Annotated in this window: 22 protein-coding genes and 1 pseudogene; 14 read left to right on the forward strand and 9 right to left on the reverse strand. The window is 71.7% G+C overall.

Going from position 1 to position 23251, the window contains the following annotated elements; all coding sequences use genetic code 11:
* Nucleotides 1-28 precede the first annotated feature (28 nt).
* Complete coding sequence (locus ACZ4SF_RS29130) at nucleotides 29-1093, reverse strand: acyl-CoA dehydrogenase family protein (protein ID WP_468389880.1); 1065 nt, start codon at nucleotides 1091-1093, stop codon at nucleotides 29-31.
* Nucleotides 1094-1279: 186 nt separating this feature from the next.
* Here ACZ4SF_RS29130 and ACZ4SF_RS29135 point away from each other — a divergent pair, with 186 nt between their 5' ends.
* From ACZ4SF_RS29135 to ACZ4SF_RS29155, 5 genes are all read left to right on the forward strand, one after another.
* Nucleotides 1280-2602, forward strand: coding sequence for an aldehyde dehydrogenase family protein (locus ACZ4SF_RS29135; protein WP_468389882.1), 1323 nt, complete (start codon nucleotides 1280-1282; stop codon nucleotides 2600-2602).
* 253 nt (nucleotides 2603-2855) lie between these two features.
* Entirely contained in the window at nucleotides 2856-3563 is a 708-nt protein-coding gene (locus ACZ4SF_RS29140; protein WP_468389885.1) for a chitinase, read from the forward strand.
* A 35-nt stretch (nucleotides 3564-3598) separates the two neighbouring features.
* Nucleotides 3599-4507, forward strand: coding sequence for an aldo/keto reductase (locus ACZ4SF_RS29145; protein ID WP_468389888.1), 909 nt, complete (start codon nucleotides 3599-3601; stop codon nucleotides 4505-4507).
* 402 nt (nucleotides 4508-4909) lie between these two features.
* Nucleotides 4910-5302 (forward strand): VOC family protein, encoded by a 393-nt coding sequence (locus ACZ4SF_RS29150; protein WP_468389891.1) that lies wholly within the window; start codon nucleotides 4910-4912, stop codon nucleotides 5300-5302.
* A gap of 34 nt (nucleotides 5303-5336) precedes the next feature.
* A complete protein-coding gene (locus tag ACZ4SF_RS29155) occupies nucleotides 5337-6416 on the forward strand; it encodes an adenosine deaminase (RefSeq protein ID WP_468389893.1) in 1080 nt (359 codons plus the stop codon).
* Here the strand turns inward: ACZ4SF_RS29155 and ACZ4SF_RS29160 are convergent.
* Nucleotides 6398-6913 carry a mycothiol transferase gene (locus tag ACZ4SF_RS29160; protein ID WP_468389896.1) on the reverse strand — a complete coding sequence of 172 codons (516 nt, stop codon included), beginning with the start codon at nucleotides 6911-6913 and terminating at the stop codon, nucleotides 6398-6400. The two genes, ACZ4SF_RS29155 and ACZ4SF_RS29160, sit on opposite strands and share 19 nt — an antisense overlap.
* A gap of 118 nt (nucleotides 6914-7031) precedes the next feature.
* Entirely contained in the window at nucleotides 7032-7970 is a 939-nt protein-coding gene (locus ACZ4SF_RS29165; RefSeq protein WP_468389899.1) for a LysR family transcriptional regulator, read from the reverse strand.
* A gap of 112 nt (nucleotides 7971-8082) precedes the next feature.
* Between ACZ4SF_RS29165 and mgrA the strand changes: the two genes are divergently transcribed.
* Nucleotides 8083-9075 (forward strand): L-glyceraldehyde 3-phosphate reductase, encoded by a 993-nt coding sequence (gene mgrA, locus ACZ4SF_RS29170; RefSeq protein ID WP_468389902.1) that lies wholly within the window; start codon nucleotides 8083-8085, stop codon nucleotides 9073-9075.
* Nucleotides 9076-9104: 29 nt separating this feature from the next.
* Here mgrA and ACZ4SF_RS29175 read toward each other — a convergent pair whose 3' ends face one another.
* Nucleotides 9105-9488 (reverse strand): nuclear transport factor 2 family protein, encoded by a 384-nt coding sequence (locus tag ACZ4SF_RS29175; protein WP_468389905.1) that lies wholly within the window; start codon nucleotides 9486-9488, stop codon nucleotides 9105-9107.
* 322 nt (nucleotides 9489-9810) lie between these two features.
* Here ACZ4SF_RS29175 and ACZ4SF_RS29180 point away from each other — a divergent pair, with 322 nt between their 5' ends.
* From ACZ4SF_RS29180 to ACZ4SF_RS29195, 4 genes are all read left to right on the forward strand, one after another.
* Entirely contained in the window at nucleotides 9811-10221 is a 411-nt protein-coding gene (locus ACZ4SF_RS29180) for a hypothetical protein (RefSeq protein WP_468389908.1), read from the forward strand.
* 70 nt (nucleotides 10222-10291) lie between these two features.
* Complete coding sequence (locus ACZ4SF_RS29185) at nucleotides 10292-12631, forward strand: ABC transporter ATP-binding protein/permease (RefSeq protein ID WP_468389911.1); 2340 nt, start codon at nucleotides 10292-10294, stop codon at nucleotides 12629-12631.
* A 7-nt stretch (nucleotides 12632-12638) separates the two neighbouring features.
* Nucleotides 12639-13181, forward strand: a complete 543-nt coding sequence (locus tag ACZ4SF_RS29190; RefSeq protein ID WP_468389914.1) for a hypothetical protein — start codon at nucleotides 12639-12641, stop codon at nucleotides 13179-13181.
* Nucleotides 13181-14158, forward strand: a complete 978-nt coding sequence (locus ACZ4SF_RS29195; RefSeq protein ID WP_468389916.1) for a serine/threonine-protein kinase — start codon at nucleotides 13181-13183, stop codon at nucleotides 14156-14158. Before ACZ4SF_RS29190 ends, ACZ4SF_RS29195 begins: the two co-directional genes overlap by 1 nt.
* Here the strand turns inward: ACZ4SF_RS29195 and ACZ4SF_RS29200 are convergent.
* A complete protein-coding gene (locus ACZ4SF_RS29200) occupies nucleotides 14155-15477 on the reverse strand; it encodes a streptophobe family protein (RefSeq protein ID WP_468389919.1) in 1323 nt (440 codons plus the stop codon). The two genes, ACZ4SF_RS29195 and ACZ4SF_RS29200, sit on opposite strands and share 4 nt — an antisense overlap.
* A 180-nt stretch (nucleotides 15478-15657) precedes the next feature.
* Here ACZ4SF_RS29200 and ACZ4SF_RS29205 point away from each other — a divergent pair.
* Together ACZ4SF_RS29205 and ACZ4SF_RS29210 are read left to right on the forward strand one after the other, a co-directional pair.
* Nucleotides 15658-16800, forward strand: a pseudogene (locus tag ACZ4SF_RS29205) (DUF6777 domain-containing protein); the annotation flags it as partial.
* 723 nt (nucleotides 16801-17523) lie between these two features.
* Nucleotides 17524-17976 (forward strand): ATP-binding protein, encoded by a 453-nt coding sequence (locus tag ACZ4SF_RS29210; RefSeq protein WP_468389922.1) that lies wholly within the window; start codon nucleotides 17524-17526, stop codon nucleotides 17974-17976.
* 76 nt (nucleotides 17977-18052) lie between these two features.
* Here the strand turns inward: ACZ4SF_RS29210 and ACZ4SF_RS29215 are convergent, their stop codons facing one another.
* The gene (locus ACZ4SF_RS29215) at nucleotides 18053-18940 is read right to left on the reverse strand and encodes an RNA polymerase sigma factor SigF (protein WP_468390121.1); all 888 of its coding nucleotides are present in this window, start codon (nucleotides 18938-18940) and stop codon (nucleotides 18053-18055) included.
* 278 nt (nucleotides 18941-19218) lie between these two features.
* Between ACZ4SF_RS29215 and ACZ4SF_RS29220 the strand changes: the two genes are divergently transcribed.
* Together ACZ4SF_RS29220 and ACZ4SF_RS29225 are read left to right on the forward strand one after the other, a co-directional pair.
* A complete protein-coding gene (locus tag ACZ4SF_RS29220) occupies nucleotides 19219-19611 on the forward strand; it encodes a helix-turn-helix domain-containing protein (RefSeq protein ID WP_468389925.1) in 393 nt (130 codons plus the stop codon).
* A gap of 176 nt (nucleotides 19612-19787) precedes the next feature.
* A complete protein-coding gene (locus ACZ4SF_RS29225) occupies nucleotides 19788-20270 on the forward strand; it encodes a VOC family protein (RefSeq protein WP_468389928.1) in 483 nt (160 codons plus the stop codon).
* Between the two features lie 22 nt (nucleotides 20271-20292).
* On the opposite strand, the gene ACZ4SF_RS29230 is transcribed toward ACZ4SF_RS29225, so the two are convergent.
* The 3 genes from ACZ4SF_RS29230 to ACZ4SF_RS29240 all read right to left on the reverse strand — a co-directional run bounded on the left by ACZ4SF_RS29230 (nucleotide 20293) and on the right by ACZ4SF_RS29240 (nucleotide 23247).
* Nucleotides 20293-21198, reverse strand: coding sequence for an aminoglycoside phosphotransferase family protein (locus ACZ4SF_RS29230; protein ID WP_468389931.1), 906 nt, complete (start codon nucleotides 21196-21198; stop codon nucleotides 20293-20295).
* Between the two features lie 62 nt (nucleotides 21199-21260).
* On the reverse strand, nucleotides 21261-22145 hold the full coding sequence (locus ACZ4SF_RS29235; RefSeq protein ID WP_468389934.1) for a geranyl diphosphate 2-C-methyltransferase: 885 nt from the start codon (nucleotides 22143-22145) through the stop codon (nucleotides 21261-21263).
* A 49-nt stretch (nucleotides 22146-22194) separates the two neighbouring features.
* A complete protein-coding gene (locus ACZ4SF_RS29240; RefSeq protein ID WP_468389937.1) occupies nucleotides 22195-23247 on the reverse strand; it encodes a family 2 encapsulin nanocompartment cargo protein terpene cyclase in 1053 nt (350 codons plus the stop codon).
* Nucleotides 23248-23251: the final 4 nt, after the last annotated feature.

The following is a 23251-nucleotide window of genomic DNA, read 5'->3' on the forward strand; positions in this document are numbered from 1 at the left end:
GGGCGGCGCTGACCGGTGGGCGCGGTGTTCAGGTGCCCGGCGCGCTCCCGGTGCTCGCCAGTGCTCGCAGGTGTGCCGCGCGGGACTCCGTCGTCTGCCCCTGCACCAGCAGGAACAGACCCTCACGGGCCAGCCGCTGGGCGGGGCTGCCCAGGCTCATCGCACGGCCGCCGCCCGCCACCACCGCGGCGGTGGTGGCGGCACCCAGCACCTCGTACGCCTCCGCCCGAACGGCCAGCCGCTCCTCCACCCGCTCCGGCGCAACGGGGTGGCCGGGGCAGTCGGCCAGGGCGTAGGCCCGGCGGCGGACGTCGGCCAGGCGGACGCGCAGCGGCACGGCCGCCTCCTCATCCAGCAGGGACAGGGCCGCCTCCGCGACGCCGAAGACCGCCGGGTTGGCGTTCAGCGTCCTGGCCCGGTCCCCGGCGGCCCACCGCTCGTACGGAGTGCGCAGCGCCACCGCGTCCGCGGGCACCCACAGGCCGTCCAGCTCCAGCGTCACCGTACGGGCGGCGGTGAGAGCGGCCAGGCGCAGCGGGGCCGAGGCCCGCAGACCCGGCTGGTCGCGGGCCTCGACGAAGGCGAACAGGGCCTCGTCCGCCTCGGTCACCCCGGCGAGCAGCATGACGTCGTTCAGACCCCATCCCGTGTACCAGGGGACGGTGCCGTGGAACCGCCAGCCCTCGCCGTCCCTGCGGACCCGCACCGGGACGCGGGGGTGCGCCCGCAGATGCGCGTACGCCACCCCGGACAGCAGCTCGCCGCGTGACAGCGGGCCCAACAGGCGCTCCCGGAGGACCGGTTCGCCGCACTTGGCGAGGGTCTGCACCGGCGTGTGGTGCTGCGTCTGCACGAACCATGTCGAGCAGCAGGCCCCGGACAGGATCTCCGCGGTCTCCCGCAGCACGGCCGGCGGTGCACCCCAGCCGCCGTGCTCCACGGGTGCCACCACACCGAGCAGCCCGGACCGCTTCACCGCCTCGATGTGGCTCACCGGCACGCCCTCCTGATCCACCCGCTCGGCCTCCGGGGCGAGCAGGTCCGTGGCGAGCCGCCGGGCGCGGGCGACGAGCGGGTACGCGGTGTCTGTCATGCGGAAGATTCTTCCGGACTTCTCCGCGGAGCCAGGGGGAGGTGCCGAGCCTCGGAAATCCGTCAGAGTGACCCTGGTCACCGGAATCGGCCATCGGGATTTACTTGGGCACCTGAAAGGTTGGTATTTACATCCGACTGACCTACGCTCGGGCCGACCCGCCCGAGTCCCACCAGCGAGGCATCCGTGAACGACTCCACCCTCGAGCAGCCCGCCGACGTCGTGGCCCGGCTGCGCGCCACCTTCCGCAGCGGCCGCACCAAGCCCGTGGAATGGCGCACCGGCCAGCTGCGCCGGCTGCGCGCGATGCTCTCGGAGCGCGGCCGGGACCTCGCCGCGGCTCTCCGCGCCGACCTCGGCAAGAGCAGCACCGAGGCCCATCGCACCGAGATCGACTTCACCATCCGCGAGATCGACCACACGCTGGAGCATCTCGCGGACTGGCTGCGCCCCGAACCGGCGCCCGTTCCGCCGCACCTCGGCGCCGACGCCACGGCCTGGACGCAGTACGACCCGCTGGGCGTCGTCCTCGTCATCGCCCCCTGGAACTACCCGGCGCAGCTCCTGCTCGCCCCCATGGTCGGCGCGCTGGCCTCCGGCAACGCGGTCGTGGCCAAGCCGAGCGAGCTGGCACCCGCCACCTCTGCCGCGCTGGCCGAACTGATCCCCGCCTACCTGGACACGGACGCCGTCGCCGTCGTCGAGGGCGGTATCCCGGAGACCACGGCTCTGCTGGCCGAGCGCTTCGACCACATCTTCTACACGGGCAACGGCGCCGTCGGCCGCATCGTCATGCGGGCCGCCGCCGAGCACCTCACCCCGGTCACCCTCGAACTGGGCGGCAAGTCCCCGGTGTTCGTGGACCGCGGCACCGACCTGGACGTGGTCGCGGACCGCCTGGCCCGCGGCAAGTTCCTCAACGCCGGCCAGACCTGCGTCGCCCCGGACTACGTCCTGACCGACCCGGAGACCGCGCCGGTCCTGGAGTCCGCGCTGGTCCGTGCGGTCGAGGGCCTGTTCGGCAGCGACCCGGCGCGCTCGCCGGAGTACGGCCGGATCGTCAACGAGCGGCACTTCGACCGGCTGTCCGGGCTGCTCGGCTCCGGCCGCGTCGCGGTCGGCGGCGCGGGTGACCGCACGGCCAGGTACATCGCGCCCACCGTCCTCGCGGACGTCGACCCGGACGCCCCCGTCATGCAGGAGGAGATCTTCGGCCCGATCCTGCCGATCGTGACCGTGGCCGGCCTCGACGAGGCCATCACCTTCATCAACGACCGTGACAAGCCGCTCGCCCTCTACGTGTTCAGCGAGTCCGACGAGACCCGCGAGCGCATCGCCGCCGAGACCTCCTCGGGCGGCCTCGGCCACGGTCTGCCCCTCGCCCATCTCACCGTCTCCGACCTGCCGTTCGGCGGAGTGGGGCAGAGCGGCATGGGCAGTTACCACGGTCGCTACTCCATCGAGACGTTCAGCCACCGCAAGGCCGTCCTTGCGAAGCCGCTGAGCTGACCCGCCCACAGTCCCCCAGACACGTCTACAGTCACCCAGACACGTCCACAGCCACCCGGGCCCGGCCGCGATGCAGCGGCCGGGCCCGAGTTCCGTGTGCCTGCGCGGTGTTCGCCGGAGCAACCGGCTCGGTGTTTGACTGGTCTACACCCTTGACTGGTACAGACCAAGGCGGTTGAGTGTGCTCGACCCCCCACCACGGCCGCTGCCCCTCCGGCCGCTGCGGCCGTGCTCCGCAGAGGAGTTGACTGTCTTGAGGCACCGCATCACCGCCATTCTGACCTCGCTCGCCATAGGCAGCTCCGCCCTGGTCCTCCAGGCGGCCCCCACGGCCTCCGCGGCCGGCTTCGTGGTGAGCCAGACGCAGTTCAATCAGATGTTCCCGAACCGGAATTCCTTCTACACCTACAGCGGCCTGACCGCCGCCCTCGGCGCCTACCCCGCCTTCGCGAACAGCGGCAGCGACACCGTGAAGAAGCAGGAAGCCGCGGCGTTCCTCGCCAACGTCAGTCACGAGACCGGCGGGCTGGTGCACGTGGTCGAGCAGAACACCGCCAACTACCCGCACTACTGCGACCGGAGCCAGTGGTACGGCTGTCCGGCGGGCCAGGCGGCGTACTACGGGCGCGGCCCCATCCAGCTCTCCTGGAACTTCAACTACAAGGCCGCCGGCGACGCGCTCGGCATCGACCTGCTCAACAACCCCTGGCAGGTGGAGAACAACGCCTCCGTCGCCTGGAAGACCGGCCTGTGGTACTGGAACACCCAGTCCGGCCCCGGCACCATGACCCCGCACAACGCGATGGTGGGCGGCGCCGGCTTCGGCCAGACCATCCGCAGCATCAACGGCTCGCTCGAGTGCGACGGCAAGAATCCCGCCCAGGTGCAGAGCCGGGTCTCCGCCTACCAGCGCTTCACCCAGATCCTCGGGGTCGCACCGGGCGCCAACCTGTACTGCTGACGCCCGACCAGGTCCCGGTGTGCGAGACTCCGCCGATGACTGCAGACAAGCCGATCACCGCGGACGCCTCCGGCACCTGGAAACTCGGCGACCTGCCCGTCCACCGCATCGGCTTCGGCGCGATGCGGCTGACGGGCAGCGCCGCCTTCCACCACGGCACCCCGAGCGAGCGGGAGCGGTCGCTCGCCGTTCTGCGCGAGGCCGTGGAGCTGGGTGTGAACCACATCGACACGGCGGCCTTCTACTTCTCGTCGCTGCGTTCCGCCAACGAACTCATCAACACCGCGCTGTCCCCGTACTCCGACGACCTGGTCATCGCCACCAAGGTCGGCCCCTACCGCGACTACCACGGGGAGTGGGGCACGTCCGCACGGCCCGACGAGCTGCGCGGGCACGTCGAGGAGAACCTGCGCCAGCTCGGGCGGGACCACCTCGACGTCGTCTACTACCGCCGCACGGGCCAGGACTCCATCGCCGAACACTTCGGCGTGCTCGCCGAGTTGCGCGAGGCGGGGCTGATCCGGCACCTCGGCGTCTCCGCCGTGCAGCCCCGGCACCTCGCCGAGGCGCTGGAGATCGCGCCGGTGGTGTCCGTGCAGAACCGGTACGCGGTCGACCGCCTCGATCCCGTGGACGACGAGGTGCTGCGGCTGTGCGGCGAACACGGCATCGCCTTCGTCCCCTTCTACGCCGTGGCCGGAGCGGCCGGAGAACAGGGCGCGACGACCGCTCACGACGACGCGGTGCTCTCCGTCGCCCGGGCCCATGGCGTGAGCCCCGCGCAGGTCCGCATCGCCTGGACACTGCACCAGGGTCCGCACGTCCTCGCCATCCCCGGTACCGGCAACCCCGGCCACCTGGCCGACAATGTCGCTGCCGGTGCGCTGCGGCTCACCGACGGGGAACTGGCGCTGCTCGGCGAAAACCGCGGTCCGGCGCGCTGACCGCCGGACGACTGTCGTGCGGCCCGTCACCGGGACTGCCGATGCCTGCTGGGGCCGCCGACGTCCACTGGGACGGCAGACGCCCGCTGGGGCAGCCGACGTCCGCTGGGGTGCCGACGTCCCCTGGGACTGCCGACGTCCCCTGGGACTGCCGACGTCCCCTGGGACTGCCGACGTCCCCTTAGACCGTCGACGTCCACTGGGCCGGCCGATTCCCTCGGGGCCGCCGACGTCCCCTGGGACGGCCGCCGCCCGCCATCCTGCGGAGATCGCGCAGAGCGGCGCGCAGCCGTGATGGCAACCCCGCCCCGGTCGAGTTGTGACGCGCGTAGAACGGGGACTGGCGCACGTCGGGTTTTACGTATAACCTCACCGGCTAACCACTCCCACCGGAAGGTCACGATGCGCCGCCTGGCCCTGGTCACCCTCGTCGTCGACGACTACGACGAGGCCATCCGCTTCTACACCGAGGCCCTCGGGTTCCGTCTCGCCGAGGACGCCCCGCGCCCCGACGGCTCGCGCTGGGTCGTGGTGGAGCCCGGCGCCCCCGGCCCCGGTACCGGCCTGCTCCTGGCCCGCGCCAAGGACGAGCCCCAGCGCGCCAGGGTCGGCGACCAGACCGGCGGGCGCGTCGGCTTCTTCCTGCACACCGACGACTTCGCCCGTGACCACGCCCGGATGACCGCCGCCGGCGTGACCTTCCTGGAGGAGCCGCGCCACGAGCCGTACGGCACGGTCGCCGTCTTCCAGGACCTCTACGGCAACCGCTGGGACCTGCTCCAGCCCGCCGCCTGATCACCCAGAAACACCTGCCGAGGAAAGCCCCGCCATGACTGCTACGCGCGTAGATGCCGATGTGATCCGCCGCCTCCCGAAGGCCGTCCTGCACGACCACCTCGACGGCGGCCTGCGTCCCGCCACCGTGGTCGAACTCGCCGCCGCGGTCGGCCACACCCTGCCCACCACCGACCCCGACGAGCTGGCCGCCTGGTACTTCGAAGCCGCGAACTCCGGCGACCTGGTCCGCTACATCGCCACCTTCGAGCACACCCTCGCCGTGATGCAGACCCGCGAGGGCCTGCTGCGCGTCGCCGAGGAGTACGTGCTGGACCTCGCCGCCGACGGTGTCGTCTACGCCGAGGTGCGCTACGCCCCCGAGCTGAACACGCAGGGCGGGCTGACGCTCAGCGAGGTCGTGGAGACCGTGCAGGAGGGCCTGGCGGCCGGTATGGCCAAGGCCGCGGCCGCGGGCACCCCGGTCCGCGTCGGCACCCTGCTGTGCGGCATGCGGATGTTCGACCGCGTCCGCGAGGCCGCCGACCTGGCCGTCGCCTACCGCGACGCCGGCGTCGTCGGCTTCGACATCGCCGGTGCCGAGGACGGCTTCCCGCCCGCCGACCACCTGGACGCCTTCGAGCACCTGCGCCGCGAGAACGTGCCGTTCACCATCCACGCCGGTGAGGCCCACGGCCTGCCCAGCATCCACCAGGCCCTCCAGGTGTGCGGCGCCCAGCGCATCGGCCACGGTGTGCGCCTCACCGAGGACATCCCCGACCTCGCGGCCGGCAAGCTGGGCCGCCTCGCCTCCTGGGTGCGCGACCGCCGGATCGCGCTGGAGATGTGCCCCACCTCCAACCTGCAGACCGGCTGCGCCACCTCGATCGCCGAGCACCCGATCACCGCGCTGAAGGACCTGGGCTTCCGGGTCACCCTGAACACCGACAACCGTCTGGTGTCGGGTACGACGATGACCCGTGAGATGTCCCTGCTGGTCGAGGAGGCGGGCTGGACGGTCGAGGACCTGCGCACCGTCACGGTGAACGCCCTGAAGAGTGCGTTCATCCCGTTCGACGAGCGCAACGCCCTCATCGAGGACGTGGTCCTGCCGGGTTACGCTGCCGCGCTCTGAATCAGCCCCCTCAGGTAGGCGGCCTGTCCGACGTGCTGAAGGTCGTCGGACAGGACGCTCACCAGGCGCACCCCGAGGGTGACCGCGGGGTCCCAGCGTTCGTCCACGACGCGTTCGAGATCCTTGGCGGCCGACGAGCGCAGGGCGCCGAGGGTCTGTTCGTGGACGGCGTCGTAGTAGTCGGCCAGCATGCCGGCCGACTCCACCCGCACCTTCGCGACCTTGGCCGGGCTGTGCCCGTAGCCGGTGTCGTGCCGGGGCAGGCCGAGACCGAACCGCTTCTCCCAGCCCTGGGCGAGCCACACCTGGTCGAGGTCGAAGGCGTCGGCGACATGGTCGTCCTGCACCCGGGTGAGATGCCAGACGAGCCAGGCGATGGAGTTGGCGTCGGGGGCCGGGCGGTGGTGCAGTTCCTCCGGTCCGAGGCCGTCGAGGGCGGCATGGACTTCTTCCTGGATACGGCCGTAGCCGTCGATGAGGACGTCCTTTGCATGCATACGGTCCACCATCGCAAACCGACGCCGCTCACGCGTCCGGAATCCGGCTTCCGTGAAGGCCCGGCGGCGCCGGTCCCGGCTGACGGGGCCCCCGGTCCGCGGTGGCGGGCGGCCGTGGTCAGGAGGGCTGAGATCCGTCCGGGACCGGTGTCAGGCCCTCTGATTCGAGGAGGGTGACCAGCGCGCGGGCGGCGGGGCTCGTGGCCCGCTCCGGCGGCAGCAGGGCGACGGTCTCGTACTCGGCCCCGATCGTGCCCTTCAGTGGAAGCGCGGTGAGCGAGGGCCGCTTGTGCCGGAAGTGCCGTGGGACGACGGCGATCCCCAGGTTCTCGTCCACCAGGTCCAGCAGACTGTGGACGTCGTTGACCTCCAGCGCGACCGTGCGCCGGACACCCGCCGCGGCGAACGCGGTGTCCGTGGTGCGCCGCGGACCCCAGTCGGGGTGGAAGTCGACGAATACCTCGCCCGCGAGGTCGTCCGGTCCGAGCACGGCCTCGGCCCCGGTCTCGGCCCCGGTCTCGGTCTCGGCGAGACGGTGCCCGGGATGGCACAGCACGGTCATCGGCTCGCTGGTCAGCGACACCGAGCGCAGCTGGTCGGTGTCGGCCTGGGTGCGGTAGGCGAAGGCCAGGTCGAGCCGTCCCGCCGCGACCTCCTCGGCCAGCGCACCCGAGCCGGCCTGCCGCAGCCGGATCTCCACGTCCGGGTGCCGCCCCCGGAAGGCCGCCAGCAGCGAGGCCACGTGCACCCCGGCGATGCACTGCTCGGTGCCGAGCGCCAGCGTGCCGCGCAGCACGCCCTGCACCGCCGCCACCGCCTCGTGCGCGGTACGCACCTGAGCGAGGATCCGCTCGGCCTCCACCAGCAGCGCGCGCCCCGCCTCCGTCAGGGTCACCCTGCGGGTGGTCCGCACGAACAACGGCGCCCGCAGCTCCCGCTCCAGCGCCCGGATGGACGCCGACAGACCGGACTGGGACACCATCAGGCGTTCGGCGGCCCGGGTGAAATGCCGGTCCTCGGCGACGGCGACGAAGTGCTGGAGATGGCGCAGTTCCATGATTGAGCAGCTTAGCCGCTGAATATCATCGGATTCTTCTGTTGGACCGCTGCACTCCGGCCGGGGAAGAGTTGGGAACGGTAGATCGTGCGCCAACCCCTCTGGAGTCGCGTTGTACACCGCACACCCCGACCGTTACGCGGACATGCCCTACCGGCGCGCCGGCCGCAGCGGCCTGAAACTGCCCGCGATCTCGCTCGGTCTGTGGCACAACTTCGGTCCCGACCGGCCGGTCGAGACCCAACGGGCCATCCTGCGCCGGGCCTTCGACCTCGGCGTGACCCACTTCGACCTCGCGAACAACTACGGCCCGCCGCCCGGCGCCGCCGAGTCCGCCCTCGGTGAGGCGCTGAAGGCGGACTTCGCCCGCTACCGGGACGAGCTGGTGATCTCCACCAAGGCCGGCTATCTGATGTGGCCCGGCCCGTACGGCGAGTGGGGCTCGCGCAAGTACCTGCTGTCCTCGCTCGACCAGAGCCTGCAGCGGATGGGCCTGGACCACGTCGACGTCTTCTACTCGCACCGCTTCGACCCGGACACTCCGCTCGAGGAGACGATGGGCGCGCTGCACTCGGCGGTGCAGCAGGGCAAGGCCCTCTACGTCGGCGTCTCCAACTACTCCGCCGAGCAGACCCGCGAGGCCGCCCGCATCCTCGGCGGCCTCGGCACCCCGCTCCTCGTCCACCAGCCGCGCTACTCGATGCTCGACCGGCGCCCCGAGGACGAGGGCCTGCTGGACGCCCTGGAGGAACTGCGGACCGGCTCCGTCGTGTACTCCCCGCTGGAGCAGGGTCTGCTCACCGGCCGCTACCTCGACGGCATCCCCGAGGACTCCCGGGCCGCGAGCGACAGCCCCTTCCTCGGCTCCGACGCCGTCACCGAGGAGCTGGTGGCCAGGCTGCGCGCCCTGCACGAGATCGCCGAGTCCCGCGGCCAGACCCTGGCCCAGCTCGCCCTGGCCTGGGTGCTGCGCGGCGGCCGGGTGACGTCCGCCCTCGTCGGTGCGAGCAGCGCACGGCAGCTCGAGGACAGCGTCGCGGCCACGCGCAACCTGGACTTCGAGGACCAGGAACTGGCGCGGATCGACGCGATCGTGAAGGGCTGACCACCCCGGCACCGGGTGGGCCCCGGTCCTCAGGCGCCGGCGGGCACCCGGTCGAGGAAGCCGAGCACCGAGCGGATGCGGCCGTCCGTGTCCAGCGTGATCACGTCGAAGCCGGCGACCGGAGCGGAGCCGTCGGCCTCGTTCACCAGCTCCCAGGAGAAGCGGGCCGTGTCGTGGTGGCCGTCGACGCCGCCGCCGGGCCGGAAGACGAATCCGGGGAACTGCTCGTGCGCAGCCGCGATCACGGCCGTGATCCCGTCGTGGCCGCTGACGTCGACCAGCGGGTCGGTGTATCCGCCGTCCTCGGACCAGGCGGCGGCCACCGCCTTCGCCAGCTCCTCCGGCTCGCCCGCGTTCCAGGCGTCGAAGTAACGGGCGACGGCGGTCTCGTAACGGTCGGTGTTCGCGGACATGGGCGATCAGCCTCCATCGAGGTGGTCATCACTGGTCAGGGTCCGGATCCCGGTTGCGGTGACCCGGTACGACAACCATGCCCGCGGCCGCCCGGGCCCGTCGATTACCCCTGGGGTAAGGGCGAGGGCCGCGGAATCCGGCCAACGGCCGGGCTGAATATGCCAAGAGAGTGGCCGGAAAGACATGGTGACAGTGATTCAGTAGTGAACATACTCAACGGGTGAGGACTTCACTTCCCGCGAGGTCCTGATCACGCACCGCACATGAGACGCATCGAGAGCGAGGCCGGACGGCAGGCGGACGACGCACCGGGGGGTGCACATGCACGACGAATTCCTGTGCCATGTCACCGCTTACGGCATGTGCGGCGGACGGCGCGTCGGGGTGCCCCTGGGCACCTACCGGGCGCCCACTCTGGCCCTCGCCCTGTGGTGGCTGCGTGACCGCGCGACCTGGATCGCCGACCGCCTCGACCCGCAGACCGGGGCCGGGCACTTCCCGCCCGGCTCCCTCGTCCCGGTCCCGGACAGCGTGCCCGACGTGCCGGCCGTACTGCGCACCTGGTGCCGCGACCCGGCACAGCAGGAGCTGGTGGCCGACGAGTTGGCCGCGGGCAGGCTGGTACGGATCGCGACCGGCGACGACACCACCGAGTACGAGCTGCTCGCCGAGTCCGTCGACGCCCTGCGGATGCAGCGCACTCTCCCGGCGCTCGTCCTGCCTGTCGCCTGACACGTGTCCACGGCCCGGATCCACCGGACCTAGGGGGCGCACATGTGAGCGAATCGGTAGAATTCTGACCATGGCGGAGCGGCCGGTCGCCCCGACGCCGCCCGAACTCGTCCTGGAGACCGACTCGGGCTTCACGGTGATGAGCCCGGGCCACGACTACCGCGTCGGACGCGACCCGTTGAGCGACATCGTCTTCGACGATGCCCGGGTCTCGTGGCACCATGCCGTGCTGCGCTGCGACCAGGACCGCTGGACCCTGGCGGACCAGCACAGCACCAACGGCACCTACGCGGACGGCCACCGGGTCCGCGAGTACGGGCTCCGGCCCGGAAGCGTGATCCGCTTCGGCAATCCCGCCGACGGCCCCCGGGCCGTACTCGCCAGCGCCCCGCAACCTGCACCGGACCGTCCCTCGATGGTGTCCCTGCCCGAGATGACCGGCACCTTCCGCCGGCCCACCACCGTCCGCCCGCTGCCCGAGCGGACCGTCCGTATCGGCCGGGGCCCCGACAACGACCTGATCGTGGACGACCTCATCGTCTCCCGCAGGCATGCCGAACTGCACGCGCACACGGACGGCACCTACGAGATCGCCGACCTCGGCAGCCACAACGGCACCTACCTCAACGGCCGGCCCGTCACCCGCGCCCCCGTCGGCCCCGGCGACATCATCGGCGTCGGGCACTCCGCCTTCTGCCTGGTCGGCGACGAACTCCAGGAGTACGTCGACACCGGCGAGGTCTCCCTCGACGTCCAGGACCTCACCGTCGCCGTCGACCGCGGCCGCAAGGTCCTGCTGGACCACGTGTCCTTCCCGGTGGGCGAGAAGTGCCTGCTCGCGGTCGTCGGACCGAGTGGCTCCGGCAAGTCCACGCTGCTGCGCGCCCTGACCGGACAGCGGCCCGCCGACCGCGGGACCGTCCTCTACGACGGCCGCGACCTGTACCGCGAATACGCCGAACTGCGCCAGCGCATCGGCCTGGTCCCGCAGGACGACATCCTGCATCCCCAGCTCACCGTCAGCGCCGCCCTCACCTACGCCGCCGAGCTGCGCTTCCCCGAGGACACCGCCCGGGCCGAGCGGCGTGCCCGGGTGGACGAGGTCATCCGGGAACTGGGCCTGGAACACCGCGCCGGGCAGCCCGTGCACAGCCTCTCCGGCGGGCAGCGCAAGCGGGTCAGCGTGGCCCTGGAACTGCTCACCAAACCTTCGCTGCTCTTCCTGGACGAGCCGACCTCCGGCCTGGACCCCGGCATGGACCGGTCGGTGATGCACATGCTGCGCGGCCTCGCCGACGACGGCCGCACGGTCATCGTGGTCACCCACAGCGTCCTCAGCCTGGCCGTCTGCGACCGTCTCCTGGTGCTGGCCCCGGGCGGCAGGGTGGCCTACTACGGGCCGCCCGAGGACGCCCTCGCCTTCTTCGGCTTCGCACAGTGGCCCGAGGCCTTCGAGGCCTTCGACCGCGACCCGGACCGGGACTGGGCAGGGGAGTACCGCGAGTCGCCCTTCCAGCGCCGCTACGTCACCGAGGCCACCACCCAGCCCCGCCACCCCGAGCCGGCCCCCGTGCCCACGGCGCCACCACCCCGCCCGCGCAGCTGGGGCGCCCAGCTCGGCACCCTGGTCCGCCGCTATACCGCCGTCCTGAGCGCCGACCGCACCTTCCTGATCACCATGATCGCGCTCCCGTTCGTGATGGGTGCCATGGCCCGCGCCCTGGGCAGCGGCGGACTCGGCCGGGACAACGTCATCGACGTGCTGCTCATCCTGTGCGTCGGCGCGGTGCTCACCGGGGCCGCGGGCGCGGTGCGCGAGCTGGTCAAGGAACGCGTCGTCTACCAGCGGGAACGCGCCGTCGGCCTGCCCAGATCCGCGTACTTCGCGTCCAAGGTGGTGGTACTCGGCACGATCACGGTCGCGCAGGCCGTCGTCCTCACCCTGGTCGCCCTGTCCGGGATCGACCTGAACACCCCCGACGGCCGGGGCGTCCTGCTGCCACCGCTCGCCGAGATCACCCTCGCCGTCGCCCTGCTGGCCTTCAGCGCGATGATGCTCGGCCTGCTGGTCTCCGCGCTGGTGAGCAAGGAGGAGGTGACGATGCCCCTGCTGGTGCTGGTCGCCATCGTCCAGGTCGTCTTCTGCGGCGCCCTGCTCCACCTGAACGGCACCCCCGGTCTCGCTCAGCTGTCCTGGCTCGTGCCCTCCCGCTGGGCGTTCGGCGCCATGGCGGGCACCGTCGGACTGGACCGGCTCGTGCCCGGCGAGAAGACCGACGATCCCCTGTTCCGGCACGCGACGGGCGTCTGGCTGCTGGACCTGGCCATGCTGCTGGTGCTCTCCGCGCTCTTCGGGCTCGCGGTCGCCCGGCTGCTGCGCCGGCACGAGCCGGCCGTGATGCGGAAGTAGGCACGCGATGAGCGCACCCGGATTCCAGCCCACGCACGTCATCCCGCCGCGCGGTCTGCCCGCCTGGGAGGCCCCGGACCCGGCCCGGCCGACCGCGCCCCTGGACCCGCTGCTGCCCGTACAGCTCGTGGAGCGGCGCGGCGACTGGGGGTACATCCGCTGCCACAACGGCTGGGGCGCCTGGGTCGACGGCCGTCACCTGGTCGCCCTGCCCGAGGACCCGCCGACCGCCGACGGCCCCGACGGCACCGCCGACCCACGGCCCCTGCTGGCCCAGTCCGAAAGGGCGTTCGGTGACTACCGGGCCGCCGTGGAGGCGCTGGCGGCGGGCGGCCTGGACAGCGAGGCCTTCGAGACCCGCACCCGGGGCCTGCGGATCGGGATCGTGGTCGACGGCGAGTCCATGTGGCTGTACGACCCGCAGGAGGAGCGCTGGGTGTACGGCGAAGGGCGGCAGCTGACCACCTACGCCACCGACCGGCCGGTCACCGACCCGCAGGACACCGGGCGCGCCCCGACCCGGCTGGTCACCCCCGAAGATGAGGGCTGATGGCACGCCAGACCAGCCTGTTCTCGGGCCGTCCCTCGGAACTGATCGGCCGGCAGGTGGCGAGCTACCGGATCGAGAGCGAGGTCGGGCGCGGCGGCATGGCCGTGGTCTTCCGCGCCCGGGACCTGCGCCTGGACCGCACGGTCGCCCTCAAGCTGCTCGCCCCGGAACTGGCCCGCAACGACACCTTCCGCAAGCGCTTCACCCACGAGTCCCAGGTGGCCGCCGCGATCGACCACCCGCACATCGTGCCCGTCTTCGAGGCGGGCGAGACCGACGGCGTGCTCTACATCGCCATGCGCTACGTCTCCGGCAGCGATCTGCGCCACCTGCTGGACGTGCGCGGCCCGCTGCCGCCGGAGGACACCGTGCGGATCGCCGCCCAGGTGGCCTCCGCCCTGGACGCCGCCCACGAACACGGACTGGTCCACCGGGACGTCAAGCCCGGCAACATCCTGATCGCCGAGGGCACGGACAGCGATCACCCCGAGCACGTGTACCTCACCGATTTCGGACTCACCAAGAAATCGCTGTCCCTGACCGGCTTCACCAGCGTCGGCCAGTTCGTCGGCACCCTCGACTACGTGTCCCCGGAGCAGATCTCCGGGCGCCCGGTCGACGGCCGCTGCGACGTCTACGGCCTCTCCTGCGTCGTCTATGAGGCACTCACCGGCCGTCCGCCGTTCCAGCGCGACGACGACATGGCCCTGCTCTGGGCGCACCAGTACGACGAGCCGACTCCGCCGAGCGAGGCCCTCCCGGCCCTGCTCCCGGCCGTCGACCGCGTCTTCGCCAAGGCCCTGGCCAAGAGCCCGGACTCCCGCTACGACACCTGCCTCGCCTTCGTGGCCGCCCTGCGCACGGCCACGACCACCGGGGCCGCCGAAGACCTCACGACGACGGAACACGACCGCACGGCAATCGTCGAAGCCCTCCCGCCGCCACAGTGGGCGGAACCGGTCTTCCGGGCCCCCTAGGGCGCCTCGTCCGGATCGCGCCGGGGTCCGCGAGGAAGGCCCTGGCCGGTACCGGAGGCGTCCACGGCACCTTTGCGGCGCACCGGCCGGGCCAGCAGGCCGCCCAGGATGCCGGCCACCAGACCCCACAGCGCGCCCAGGCCCACCGCCTGCCACAGCCGGGGTCTGAGGAACAGCTCTCCCGACAGACCGCCGCCCAGGTTGCCGATCCCGAGCAGGGACAGCCCGTAGTGCGCCGAGACGCGGCCCGTCAGACACATCGTCAGCACCGTGAGGGCCAGTGCGACGGCCAGGTGCAGCGCGTGCTGCCGGAGCCGGATCCGGGCGGGGGAGCGGACGGCCATCCGGAAGGCCACGGCGAGCAGCAGCACGGCGTCCACGACCACCAGCAGCCACATCCGGCCGTCGTACTCGGTGAGCGAGTGCAGGTTCAGCGCGGACACGTCCGGCGTGCGCAGGATCCTGTCCAGGACGTGCGGCACCGGCAGCCCGAACGGTCCCTCCACGCGGCCGTTCCAGGTCGCGCCCAGACCGCAGGTGACGGCCAGCCAGACCAGGTTGGGCAGGCCGAGCAGGATCAGCGCGCACATCGCTGCGGCGTGCCCGCGGACGGCGACCGTGATCAGTGAGGCGACGAGCCAGACGACGCAGTAGGCCAGGACCATCTCCAGCATCGCGTGCGCCGCCGGGCGCACCGACTCCTGCCGGCGCAGCAGCCGCCCCGGCAGCGGCGCCCCACGCGCCGTCAGCAACGCCAGCAGGAGCACCCCGGCCAGCCAGAGCAGCCCGAACAGGACGGTCGGCGGCACGTCCGTGGTGAACCCGATCCTCGGCGTCGCGTCGAACAGGCCGGTGACCTCGCTGAGGGTGCCGCTGCCCACGTCCACGGCGAAGGTCTGCCGGGCGGCGAAGGCCAGGCCGGTCAGCACCGCCAGCCACACCACCACGATCCGGGCCGCCCAGCCTGCCAGTTCCCCGGCCGAGGCGACCGCCCGGTGCCGCAGCGGGCGCAGGAAGCCCGCGCCGAGCACCAGCGCACCGACAAGCGTCACCGACAGCGGCAGCGCGGTGAGATCGCCCTGCGTGCCGGCGAACACACCCGCGCTTGCGAAGACTTCGACGCTGCCGCCGACCGCCGAGACCAGGGTCGCGGCCACCACCCGGGGGAAGGCGCCGTCCGGCAGGTCAGCGGCGCCCGCCGCCCACAGCCCCAGCGCCGCCACCAGCACCATGACGGCCAGACAGGTCAGCACCACGGCCACTGCGTGCACCCAGCCGTGGCGGGCAGCGGGCCGCACGGAGACGGTCGGAGGGCTCACGCTTGCCACGCTATGCAGCAGCCGGGGGTGACGCCCGCCGGGTGGGCCGTCCGCGCAGGACTTGCGAGTTGTACGGTACATCGACACACAATGGGATCAATGTGCAGGCAAATGCACTAAAGAGTGTTTAAGCGGGTTTGTCGTCTGTAGAGCCGCACATTGCGACGGGAAGAAGGGCTCGTGAGCGTGCCACCTCCCTCGTCCGGCCGTCCCACCGGGCCGCCCTCCGGCCCGTTGTCCGGCTCCTCCCGGCCCCCCTCCGGGCCACCGCCCTCGGAGCCGCCGGCCGGCGGTACCGGGCCCAAGGAGCCACATGGACCGTGGTGGAGGTCGGTACCTCGCATCGCAGCCATCACCACCGCCCTGGTCGCCGCCGTGGTCCTCGCGGTGGTCTTCGTCCGCCCCGGGGGCGGCAACTCGGCCAGAGGCGGCGAGATATTCCTGCAGTCCGCCAACAGCACGGGCCCCGACCCCTTCACGGCCTCGACGGCGAAGGAGAGCGCGGTGTCGCCGGAGGCGACCGCGACGCCCAGCCCGACGACGACCTCCCCGGGCGGGGAACCTTCCTCCCTGCCCAGCGTCAATGCGCTGCAGGGCGTGAACGGCGCCGCGCCCGGCCTGTACGGCGGCACCCGGAACGTCTCCAGCTGTGACGTGGAGAAGCAGATCAAGGCCCTTCAGGCCGACCCCGCCAAGAACCGGGCATTCGCCTCCGAGGCAGGCGTCCAGCCGTCCGGCGTCCCCGGCTATCTGCGCTCTCTCACCCCGCTGCAGCTGCGCGCCGACACCCGGGTCACCAACCACGGCTACCGCGACGGCGCCGCCACCGGCTACCAGGCCGTCCTCCAGGCGGGCACCGCCGTGCTGGTCGACGACCGCGGTGTGCCCCGGGTGCGCTGCGCCTGCGGCAACCCGCTCACCGAGGCCCAGGCCCAGTCGGGCACCCCGCGCACCACGGGTGACCACTGGGAGTCGTACCAACCCGCGAGCGTGGTCCATGTGACGCCCGCACCGAAGACCGTCAAGGTCTTCGTGATCTACGACTCCCACCGCAAGGAGTGGGTCAACCGCCACAGCGGCGACACCGACAGCCACCACGACCAGCACGCCAAGCCTCCCCAGCACCCGTGGCATCCCGCGAAGCCGCCGGCCAGGCCACCGGGCCACTGCCCCGGCAAACCGGGTGAGACGGGAACTCCCTGCCCGCCGTCATCGAATTCGGGCAAGCCGCCCTCGTCGTCCGGTTCGGGCAAGCCGCCGTCGAGCTCCGGCAAGCCGCCCTCGTCCGAGTCGCACTCCTCTGAGCCTTCGGAGGGTACGTCCGAGCAGTCCAGCGAGCCGGAGGAGGAGCAGTCCTCCGAGGAGCAGCCGTCTGAGGAGCAGTCCTCCGAGGAGCAGCCGTCTGAGGAGCAGTCCTCCGAGGAGCAGCCGTCTGAGGAGCAGTCCTCCGAGGAGCAGCCCTCTGAGGAGCAGTCCTCCGAGGAGCAGCCCTCTGAGAAGCAGCCCTCCGAGGAGCAGCCCTCCGAGGAGCAGCCCTCCGAGGAGCAGCCCTCTCAGGAGCAGCCTTCTCAGGAGCAGCCTTCTCAGGAGCAGCCTTCTCAGGAGCAGCCTTCTCAGGAGCAGCCCTCTCAGGAGCAGCCCTCTCAGGAGCAGCCCTCTCAGGAGCAGCCCTCTCAGGAGCAGTCCGAGCCCCAGCAGCAGGAGTCTCAGCAGCAGCCCGAGAACGAGCAGACCGGGGATAACCAGCAGCAGGACCAGCAGCAGGACCAGAACGGCGGCGGCGGTGACGGCGGCGGCGGTGGCGACGGCGGCGGCGGTGACGGCGGCGGTGGCGGCGGTGACGGCGGCGGTGGCGGCGGTGACGGCGGCGGTGGCGGTGGCGGTGACGGCGGCTGAGCGGTCCGGCCGTGCCCGCGACCTGCGCGGGGTGAGTTCTGCCACTGTGCGCGGAGGGCGAACGCATCGGGTGGACTGCCGGGCCGGGCTCGGGGTACGAGGACTGGTGCAACAGCGACCGGCCGGACCGGGCTTTCGAGAGAGAACAGCATGACCGAGCACCTGGGCGGGGTAGTGATACCGACTGGTTTCGACGTACCCGTGGAGCCGCTGCGGCGGGCGGCGCACTACACCGGCGAACCCGGATGCATCGCAGAGGCGCGCACCTTCGCGGCGCAGTTCCTCCAGCAGCTGCGCACCGAATGGTGCGCCCTCGCCGACGGCCGCGCGGACGGTGACCTGCTCCTGATGGTGAGCGAGCTGGTCACCAACGCCGACCAGCACAGCGACGGGCCCTACATCCTGGAGCTGGAGGGCACTGACAGCTCCGTGACGGTGTCCGTGTACGACAGCAGCAGCGCCCTGCCCCGCCGCTACCCGAAGGACCCGGCACGCGTCGGGCGGCACGGTCTGGAGATCGTGCACGCCCTCGCGTCGCGCGTCACGGTGGAGCGTGTGCCCGTCGGCAAGCGGGTCCGGGCGGTCTTCGAACTGCAGCGCTGAGGCGCTTCACATCACACCGCAAACGCTGAGGCGCTTCACCGCGAACGCCTCAGCGTGTCGTGTCAGCCGCGTCGTGTCAGGCGCAGCCGAGTTCGCCGAGCATCCCCTGGCGCAGCCGGGTGATGATCCGCTTGATCAGCCGGGAGACGTGCATCTGGGAGCAGCCGAGCCGCTCACCGATCTCCGCCTGCGTGGCCTCCTCCACGAACCGCATGTGGATGATCTGCCGGTCGCGGTCGCTCAGCTCTGCCATCAGCGGGGCGAGCGCGTGGAAGTCCTCGACGAGCCGGAGCCCCTCCTCCTCGACACCGATGAAGTCGGCGAGCACGGCCTCGCCGTCCTCGGGGCCGTCACCGGTGAGCGCGGCGTCCAGGGAGGCGGAGTTGTACCCGTTGGAGGCCAGCTGGGCCTCGACGACCTCGTCCGCGGAGATGTTCATCAGCGTGGCCAGCTCGGCGACCGTCGGATCCCGGTCCAGCCGGCTGGACAGCTCCTCCCGCGCCTTGGCCAGTTCCACGCGCAGCTCCTGGAGCCGGCGCGGTACGTGGACGGCCCAGGTGGTGTCCCGGAAGAACCGCTTGATCTCGCCGACGATGTACGGCAGGGCGAAGGAGGTGAACTCGACCTCGCGCGACAGTTCGAACCGGTCGATGGCCTTGATCAGGCCGATCATGCCGGTCTGGACGATGTCCTCCATGTCGTCGCCGCGGCCGCGGAACCGGCCGGCGGCGAACCGCACGAGGGACATGTTCATCTCGATGAGGGTGTTGCGCGCGTACTGGTACTCGCGCGTCCCCTCCTCCAGCTCGGCGAGCCGGCGGAAGAATTGACGGGACAGCTCGCGCGCGTCCCGCGGGGCGACGGACGCCGGATCCGCGATGCCAGGCAGTGATCCTCCGCCCGCCCTGTCCTGCTCGGTCCTCTCGACCTCTGCTTCCGACCGGATCCCGGCGGCGGTGTTCATTACCTCTCCCACGAAAGTCACGGTTCGACGCCTGCGGTGCGGCTGCTGTTCCGAGCCTGTACAGGTCGCGTGCGCTGCGGATACCCGGTATGCGGCGGGTCATGCATGCCTGCGTGCACGCTCACCCGGCGGGTACCCCCGGTGACGCGGCGCATGCATGCGGCGTGCCGCACTGACCGGAAACAGCCCCTCACCGCCTCGGCCCGGTCCGGGGATTTCCCTCAGGGCGCAACGCCCGGCTCTTAAGTCCCCGGCGGCCCCGCTCCTAGGCTGACGGGATGAGCAACCCGGTGAGCGACGAAGCCCGAGTGATTCCCCTGCGCCCCGAGCCCGCCCGCCCGGACGCGCCGGAGCGGGCACCCGGAACCAGGGAGCCCCTCTGGCGCGATCTGGTCGGAGAGGTCCTGCGCCACGAGCGGCAGGCCCAGGACCGCACCCTCAGGGACGTGGCCGACGCGGCCCGGATCTCCCTGCCGTACCTCTCCGAGATCGAACGGGGCCGCAAGGAGGCCTCCTCGGAAGTTCTCGCCGCCGCGGCCCACGCCCTCGGCCTGGGACTCGGGGACCTGCTGTCGCTCGCGCACGGCGAGCTGACCCGCCGCACGGCCGTGCGGCGCCGGCCGGCCGCCGCGCCGCACCGCCCGCACCAGGTGCTCTCCCTGGCCGCCTGACCGGCCGCCCGGGCGCCGGCTCCGCTCCCGGCTGCCGGCTCCGCTCCCGGCTGCCGCTGCCCGGCGACGCGGCCGACCGGATGAACCGGCGGTGCGGCCGATGAGTTCCGGGGCCGGCGACGGTCGATACGGGTGACCGTGTTCCACGCCGTGTTCCCGCGCCCCAGGAGGTGCTCATGACCACCGACGGATTCACCACGTGTCTCTGGTTCGACGGCCAGGCGGAGGAGGCCGCGCACTACTACGTGTCCGTCTTCAAGAACTCCAGCATCGGGCGGATCGTCCGGTGGACCGAGTCCGGACCCGGCCCGGCCGGTTCCGTGCTGACCGTGGAGTTCACGGCCAACGGCCAAAGGTTCGTCGCGCTCAACGGCGGCCCCGAGTTCACGTTCACCGAGGCGGTCTCCTTCCAGGTCTTCTGCGCCGACCAGCAGGAGATCGACCACTACTGGACGAAGCTCACCGAGAACGGCGGCGAGGGCGGCCCCTGCGGCTGGCTCAAGGACAGGTACGGCGTCTCCTGGCAGGTCGTCTACGCCCCGCTGATCGACATGGTCGCCGACCCGGACCCGGAGAAGGCCGCGCGCGCCACCCGGGCCATGATGGGCATGGGCAAGCTGGACGCCGCGGAGCTGGAGAAGGCGTACGCGGGCGAATAGCCGGATGCCCGGCCGGCCGCGGTCACCGCAGCCCGGCCTCGGCGAGGATCCCGGAGATCACGTGCCGGGAGTTCTCGGCCAGGGCCGGGTTGGTGTGCCAGTAGTACGGCAGCTGGATCAGCGAGATCGACAGCGCCCAGCCCCGGCCGCGCGCCCACTGCGCGTCGTCCGCGCCCACCGCCTTGCGGAAGGTGTCCCGGGCGCGAGCGGGAAGCAGGTTCCAGGCCACGATCAGGTCCACGGCGGGGTCGCCGACCCCGGCGCAGCCGAAGTCGATGACCGCGCTCAGCCGTCCGCCGCGTCCGCCGTCGACCAGCACGTTCCCGGGGGAGAGGTCACCGTGGGCCCATGCCGGCGGCCCGGTGTGTACCGGGGCGTGCAGGGCTTGCTCCCACAGGGCCGTGACGGCGCCGGCGTCGACCCTCCCGCCCAGCTCGGCGACGGCCGCACGCGTGGGCTCGTCGCGGTCGGTCAGCGGCCCGCAGCGGTAGCCGGGCGGCCCGTCCTGCGGGTCGATCCGGCGCAACGCGCGCACGAACGCCCCCAGGTCCTCGGCGAGGCGGTCCGGCTCCGCCACGGCTCCCGGCACCGGATTGCGGCCCTCCAGCCAGCGGTAGACGGACCACGGCCACGGATAGTCCTCGTCCGGCTCGCCGGTGCCCACCGGATCGGGCACCGGGACCGGCAGCAGCGGACCGAGCCGGGGCAGCCAGTGCTGCTCGTGCGCCAGATCCGGTACGGCGCCGGGCCGCCGGGGGAGCCGGACCAGCAGATCGGCGCCGAGCCGGAACATGGCGTTCTCGGTCCCGGACGACGCCAGCCGGCGCACGGGCAGCCCGGCCCAGTGCGGAAACCGGCGGGCGATCAGGCGCTGGACCAGGGGGGCGTCGAGATCGATCTCGTCCGCGTGCATCCTCTGCACGTTCATGGCACTCACCGGGCCCATCCCAGCGCCTCGACGCCCTCGCTGTCGACGGAGTTTCGCCGGGCTCAGATCCGGTCGGCCACGATCAGCAGGTACTGGAAGCTGCCGTTCTTGTACGCGGTGAGGAACGTGTCCTCGATCCCCGTCACCAGATGGTCGGCCTGCTTGCGCAGCTCCCAGTACGGGATCGTCGCCTCGGTGAGGTCCTCCACATGGACCGGTACCAGCCGGTTCTTCGCCATCGCCCGGAAGTACTCCGACCTGGGGTGGATGTCGCAGATGTAGTGCGCGTTGATCAGGGAGACCTCGCGCGAGGCCCGGCCGTAGGTGTCGTTGTAGCAGCCGGTGATCGTCACATAGCGTCCGCCGCGCCGCAGCAGCCGGGCGTGCTCGGCGAACAGCAGCTCCAGCTCCACGTACATCGTGGACTCGTTGTTCCACGAGGCGGCGTACGCACCCGTCTCGAAGCCGGTGTCCAGCATGTTCCGGTGGTGGTAGCGCACCTTGTCGTCGACCGCGCGCCTGCGGGCCGTCTCGTTGGCGAACTCGGCCTGTTTGGCGGAGATGGTGACCCCGTCGGCGTGGCAGCCGTAGCGCAGGTTCGCCACGACGCTGCCGCCGCCCCGGCCACAGCCGGCGTCGAAGACCCGGTCGGCCGGTGTGAGCGGGCCGAGGTGGCCCGCCAGCAGCTCGGCCTGGGCGTGCTCGAGGCGGTGCAGTTCGCTGGTGATCCGCTCCTTGCGCAGAGCGGCGTCGCTCTCGTCGAGCACCGACCAGTCGGCGTCCCCGATGCCGTAGTGGTGGTGGTACAGGTCGTCGATCTTCCCGAGTTCGAGGTTGACCGGGTTCTCCTCGGCGTTCCAGTACTCCGCGACGCGGTTCTGGTACGTGGACTGGGTCGGCACCGGAGCTGACGTGGTGGTCTTCCGGGCGACAGGGGCGGTGGTCAACAGTTGCTCCTTGCGGTGTTTCTGACGGTGTTTCGGTCGGGCTCGGGGGTTACCAGTAGTCGGGCAGGTGGTAGCGCCGGGTGTTGGTGGAGTGCCACTCGTGGTTGCCGGAGACCCAGGCGGCCAGGCTCTCGGCGTAGCGCGCGACCAGCGGCGAGGTGGCGGACAGGGCGGCCGACTCCTCCTCGAAGGCCTCCATGATCCGGTTGTGGATGTCGACGGACTTCAGATAGGCCGCCTTCAGTCCGCGCCGGTCGTTGGCCGCCACGACCTGGGGCAGATTGAGATGATCCGGATCGCTCGCCAGCTCCTTGGTGAAGGAGTACAGGTCGTTGACGATCGTGGTCGCGTTGCAGGCCAGCGCCGTGATCCGCTGGATCTCCGGCCGGGCGTAGACCGGTTCGGGCAGTTCGTAGCCGTCCACCGCGTCGACGATCGACAGACAGGGCCGGAAGTTGTTGAACTGCCGCATCACCAGGTACTCCCAGACCCGTGGCGTGTACCGGGTCTCCATCCAGGCCGCCTCGCCCAGATATCCGAGGTGCAGCCGGGCGATGTCGTGCACGAACCGGTCGGTCTGGCTGGGCGTGGCGAAGCCGGCGAAGTCCTGAAGTGCGTAGTGGTAGGAGCGCAGCGGACCGTCGGCCCGGATGCCCTCGCGCCACTCCTCCTCCAGCTCCGGGATGCCGTGGAAGGGGTCGAGCGCCGACTGGGCGATGATCAGCGGGCCGCCGAGGCCGCGCCGCGATCCACCCCGCCCCTCGTCCTCCTCGCAGTAGCAGGAGTCGACGATGTTCTCGGCGAGCAGCAGCTTGCCTGCGGCGGTGAGCCGGTCCAGGTCGAGGCCGCCCGGATGCTGGAGTACGACGGCCCGGCCGAACTGGAAGTCCGAGAAGTCCCCCTGCCAGGCCTCGGGGAACAGATCCAGCTCACGGGCCCAGGCCTCCAGGCGGCGGTCCAGCTCGGCGGCCTTCGCCGGGTCGGCGGGCGCGGCGGGCCGGTAGTGCAGTCCGGGGATCGCCCCGGTGCGCTTGGCCGGTCTGAGGCTCTGCGCGATGTTCGGCGGCCCGGGCAGGACGTAGGAGTGGGCGGTTGTGCTCATGAAT

The organism is Streptomyces sp. NPDC027663, assembly GCF_055566415.1.

Excerpts from the sequence above, each read along its gene's own strand:
- ACZ4SF_RS29225 (WP_468389928.1), top strand. The coding sequence starts at position 19,788 with ATGACCACCGACGGATTCACCACGTGTCTCTGGTTCGACGGCCAGGCG.
- ACZ4SF_RS29130 (WP_468389880.1), bottom strand. The coding sequence starts at position 1,093 with ATGACAGACACCGCGTACCCGCTCGTCGCCCGCGCCCGGCGGCTCGCC.
- ACZ4SF_RS29185 (WP_468389911.1), top strand. The coding sequence starts at position 10,292 with ATGGCGGAGCGGCCGGTCGCCCCGACGCCGCCCGAACTCGTCCTGGAG.
- ACZ4SF_RS29230 (WP_468389931.1), bottom strand. The coding sequence starts at position 21,198 with ATGAACGTGCAGAGGATGCACGCGGACGAGATCGATCTCGACGCCCCC.
- ACZ4SF_RS29195 (WP_468389916.1), top strand. The coding sequence starts at position 13,181 with ATGGCACGCCAGACCAGCCTGTTCTCGGGCCGTCCCTCGGAACTGATC.
- ACZ4SF_RS29150 (WP_468389891.1), top strand. The coding sequence starts at position 4,910 with ATGCGCCGCCTGGCCCTGGTCACCCTCGTCGTCGACGACTACGACGAG.
- ACZ4SF_RS29190 (WP_468389914.1), top strand. The coding sequence starts at position 12,639 with ATGAGCGCACCCGGATTCCAGCCCACGCACGTCATCCCGCCGCGCGGT.
- ACZ4SF_RS29220 (WP_468389925.1), top strand. The coding sequence starts at position 19,219 with ATGAGCAACCCGGTGAGCGACGAAGCCCGAGTGATTCCCCTGCGCCCC.
- ACZ4SF_RS29180 (WP_468389908.1), top strand. The coding sequence starts at position 9,811 with ATGCACGACGAATTCCTGTGCCATGTCACCGCTTACGGCATGTGCGGC.
- ACZ4SF_RS29155 (WP_468389893.1), top strand. The coding sequence starts at position 5,337 with ATGACTGCTACGCGCGTAGATGCCGATGTGATCCGCCGCCTCCCGAAG.
- ACZ4SF_RS29160 (WP_468389896.1), bottom strand. The coding sequence starts at position 6,913 with ATGCATGCAAAGGACGTCCTCATCGACGGCTACGGCCGTATCCAGGAA.
- ACZ4SF_RS29175 (WP_468389905.1), bottom strand. The coding sequence starts at position 9,488 with ATGTCCGCGAACACCGACCGTTACGAGACCGCCGTCGCCCGTTACTTC.
- ACZ4SF_RS29210 (WP_468389922.1), top strand. The coding sequence starts at position 17,524 with ATGACCGAGCACCTGGGCGGGGTAGTGATACCGACTGGTTTCGACGTA.
- ACZ4SF_RS29165 (WP_468389899.1), bottom strand. The coding sequence starts at position 7,970 with ATGGAACTGCGCCATCTCCAGCACTTCGTCGCCGTCGCCGAGGACCGG.
- ACZ4SF_RS29215 (WP_468390121.1), bottom strand. The coding sequence starts at position 18,940 with ATGAACACCGCCGCCGGGATCCGGTCGGAAGCAGAGGTCGAGAGGACC.
- ACZ4SF_RS29145 (WP_468389888.1), top strand. The coding sequence starts at position 3,599 with ATGACTGCAGACAAGCCGATCACCGCGGACGCCTCCGGCACCTGGAAA.
- ACZ4SF_RS29240 (WP_468389937.1), bottom strand. The coding sequence starts at position 23,247 with ATGAGCACAACCGCCCACTCCTACGTCCTGCCCGGGCCGCCGAACATC.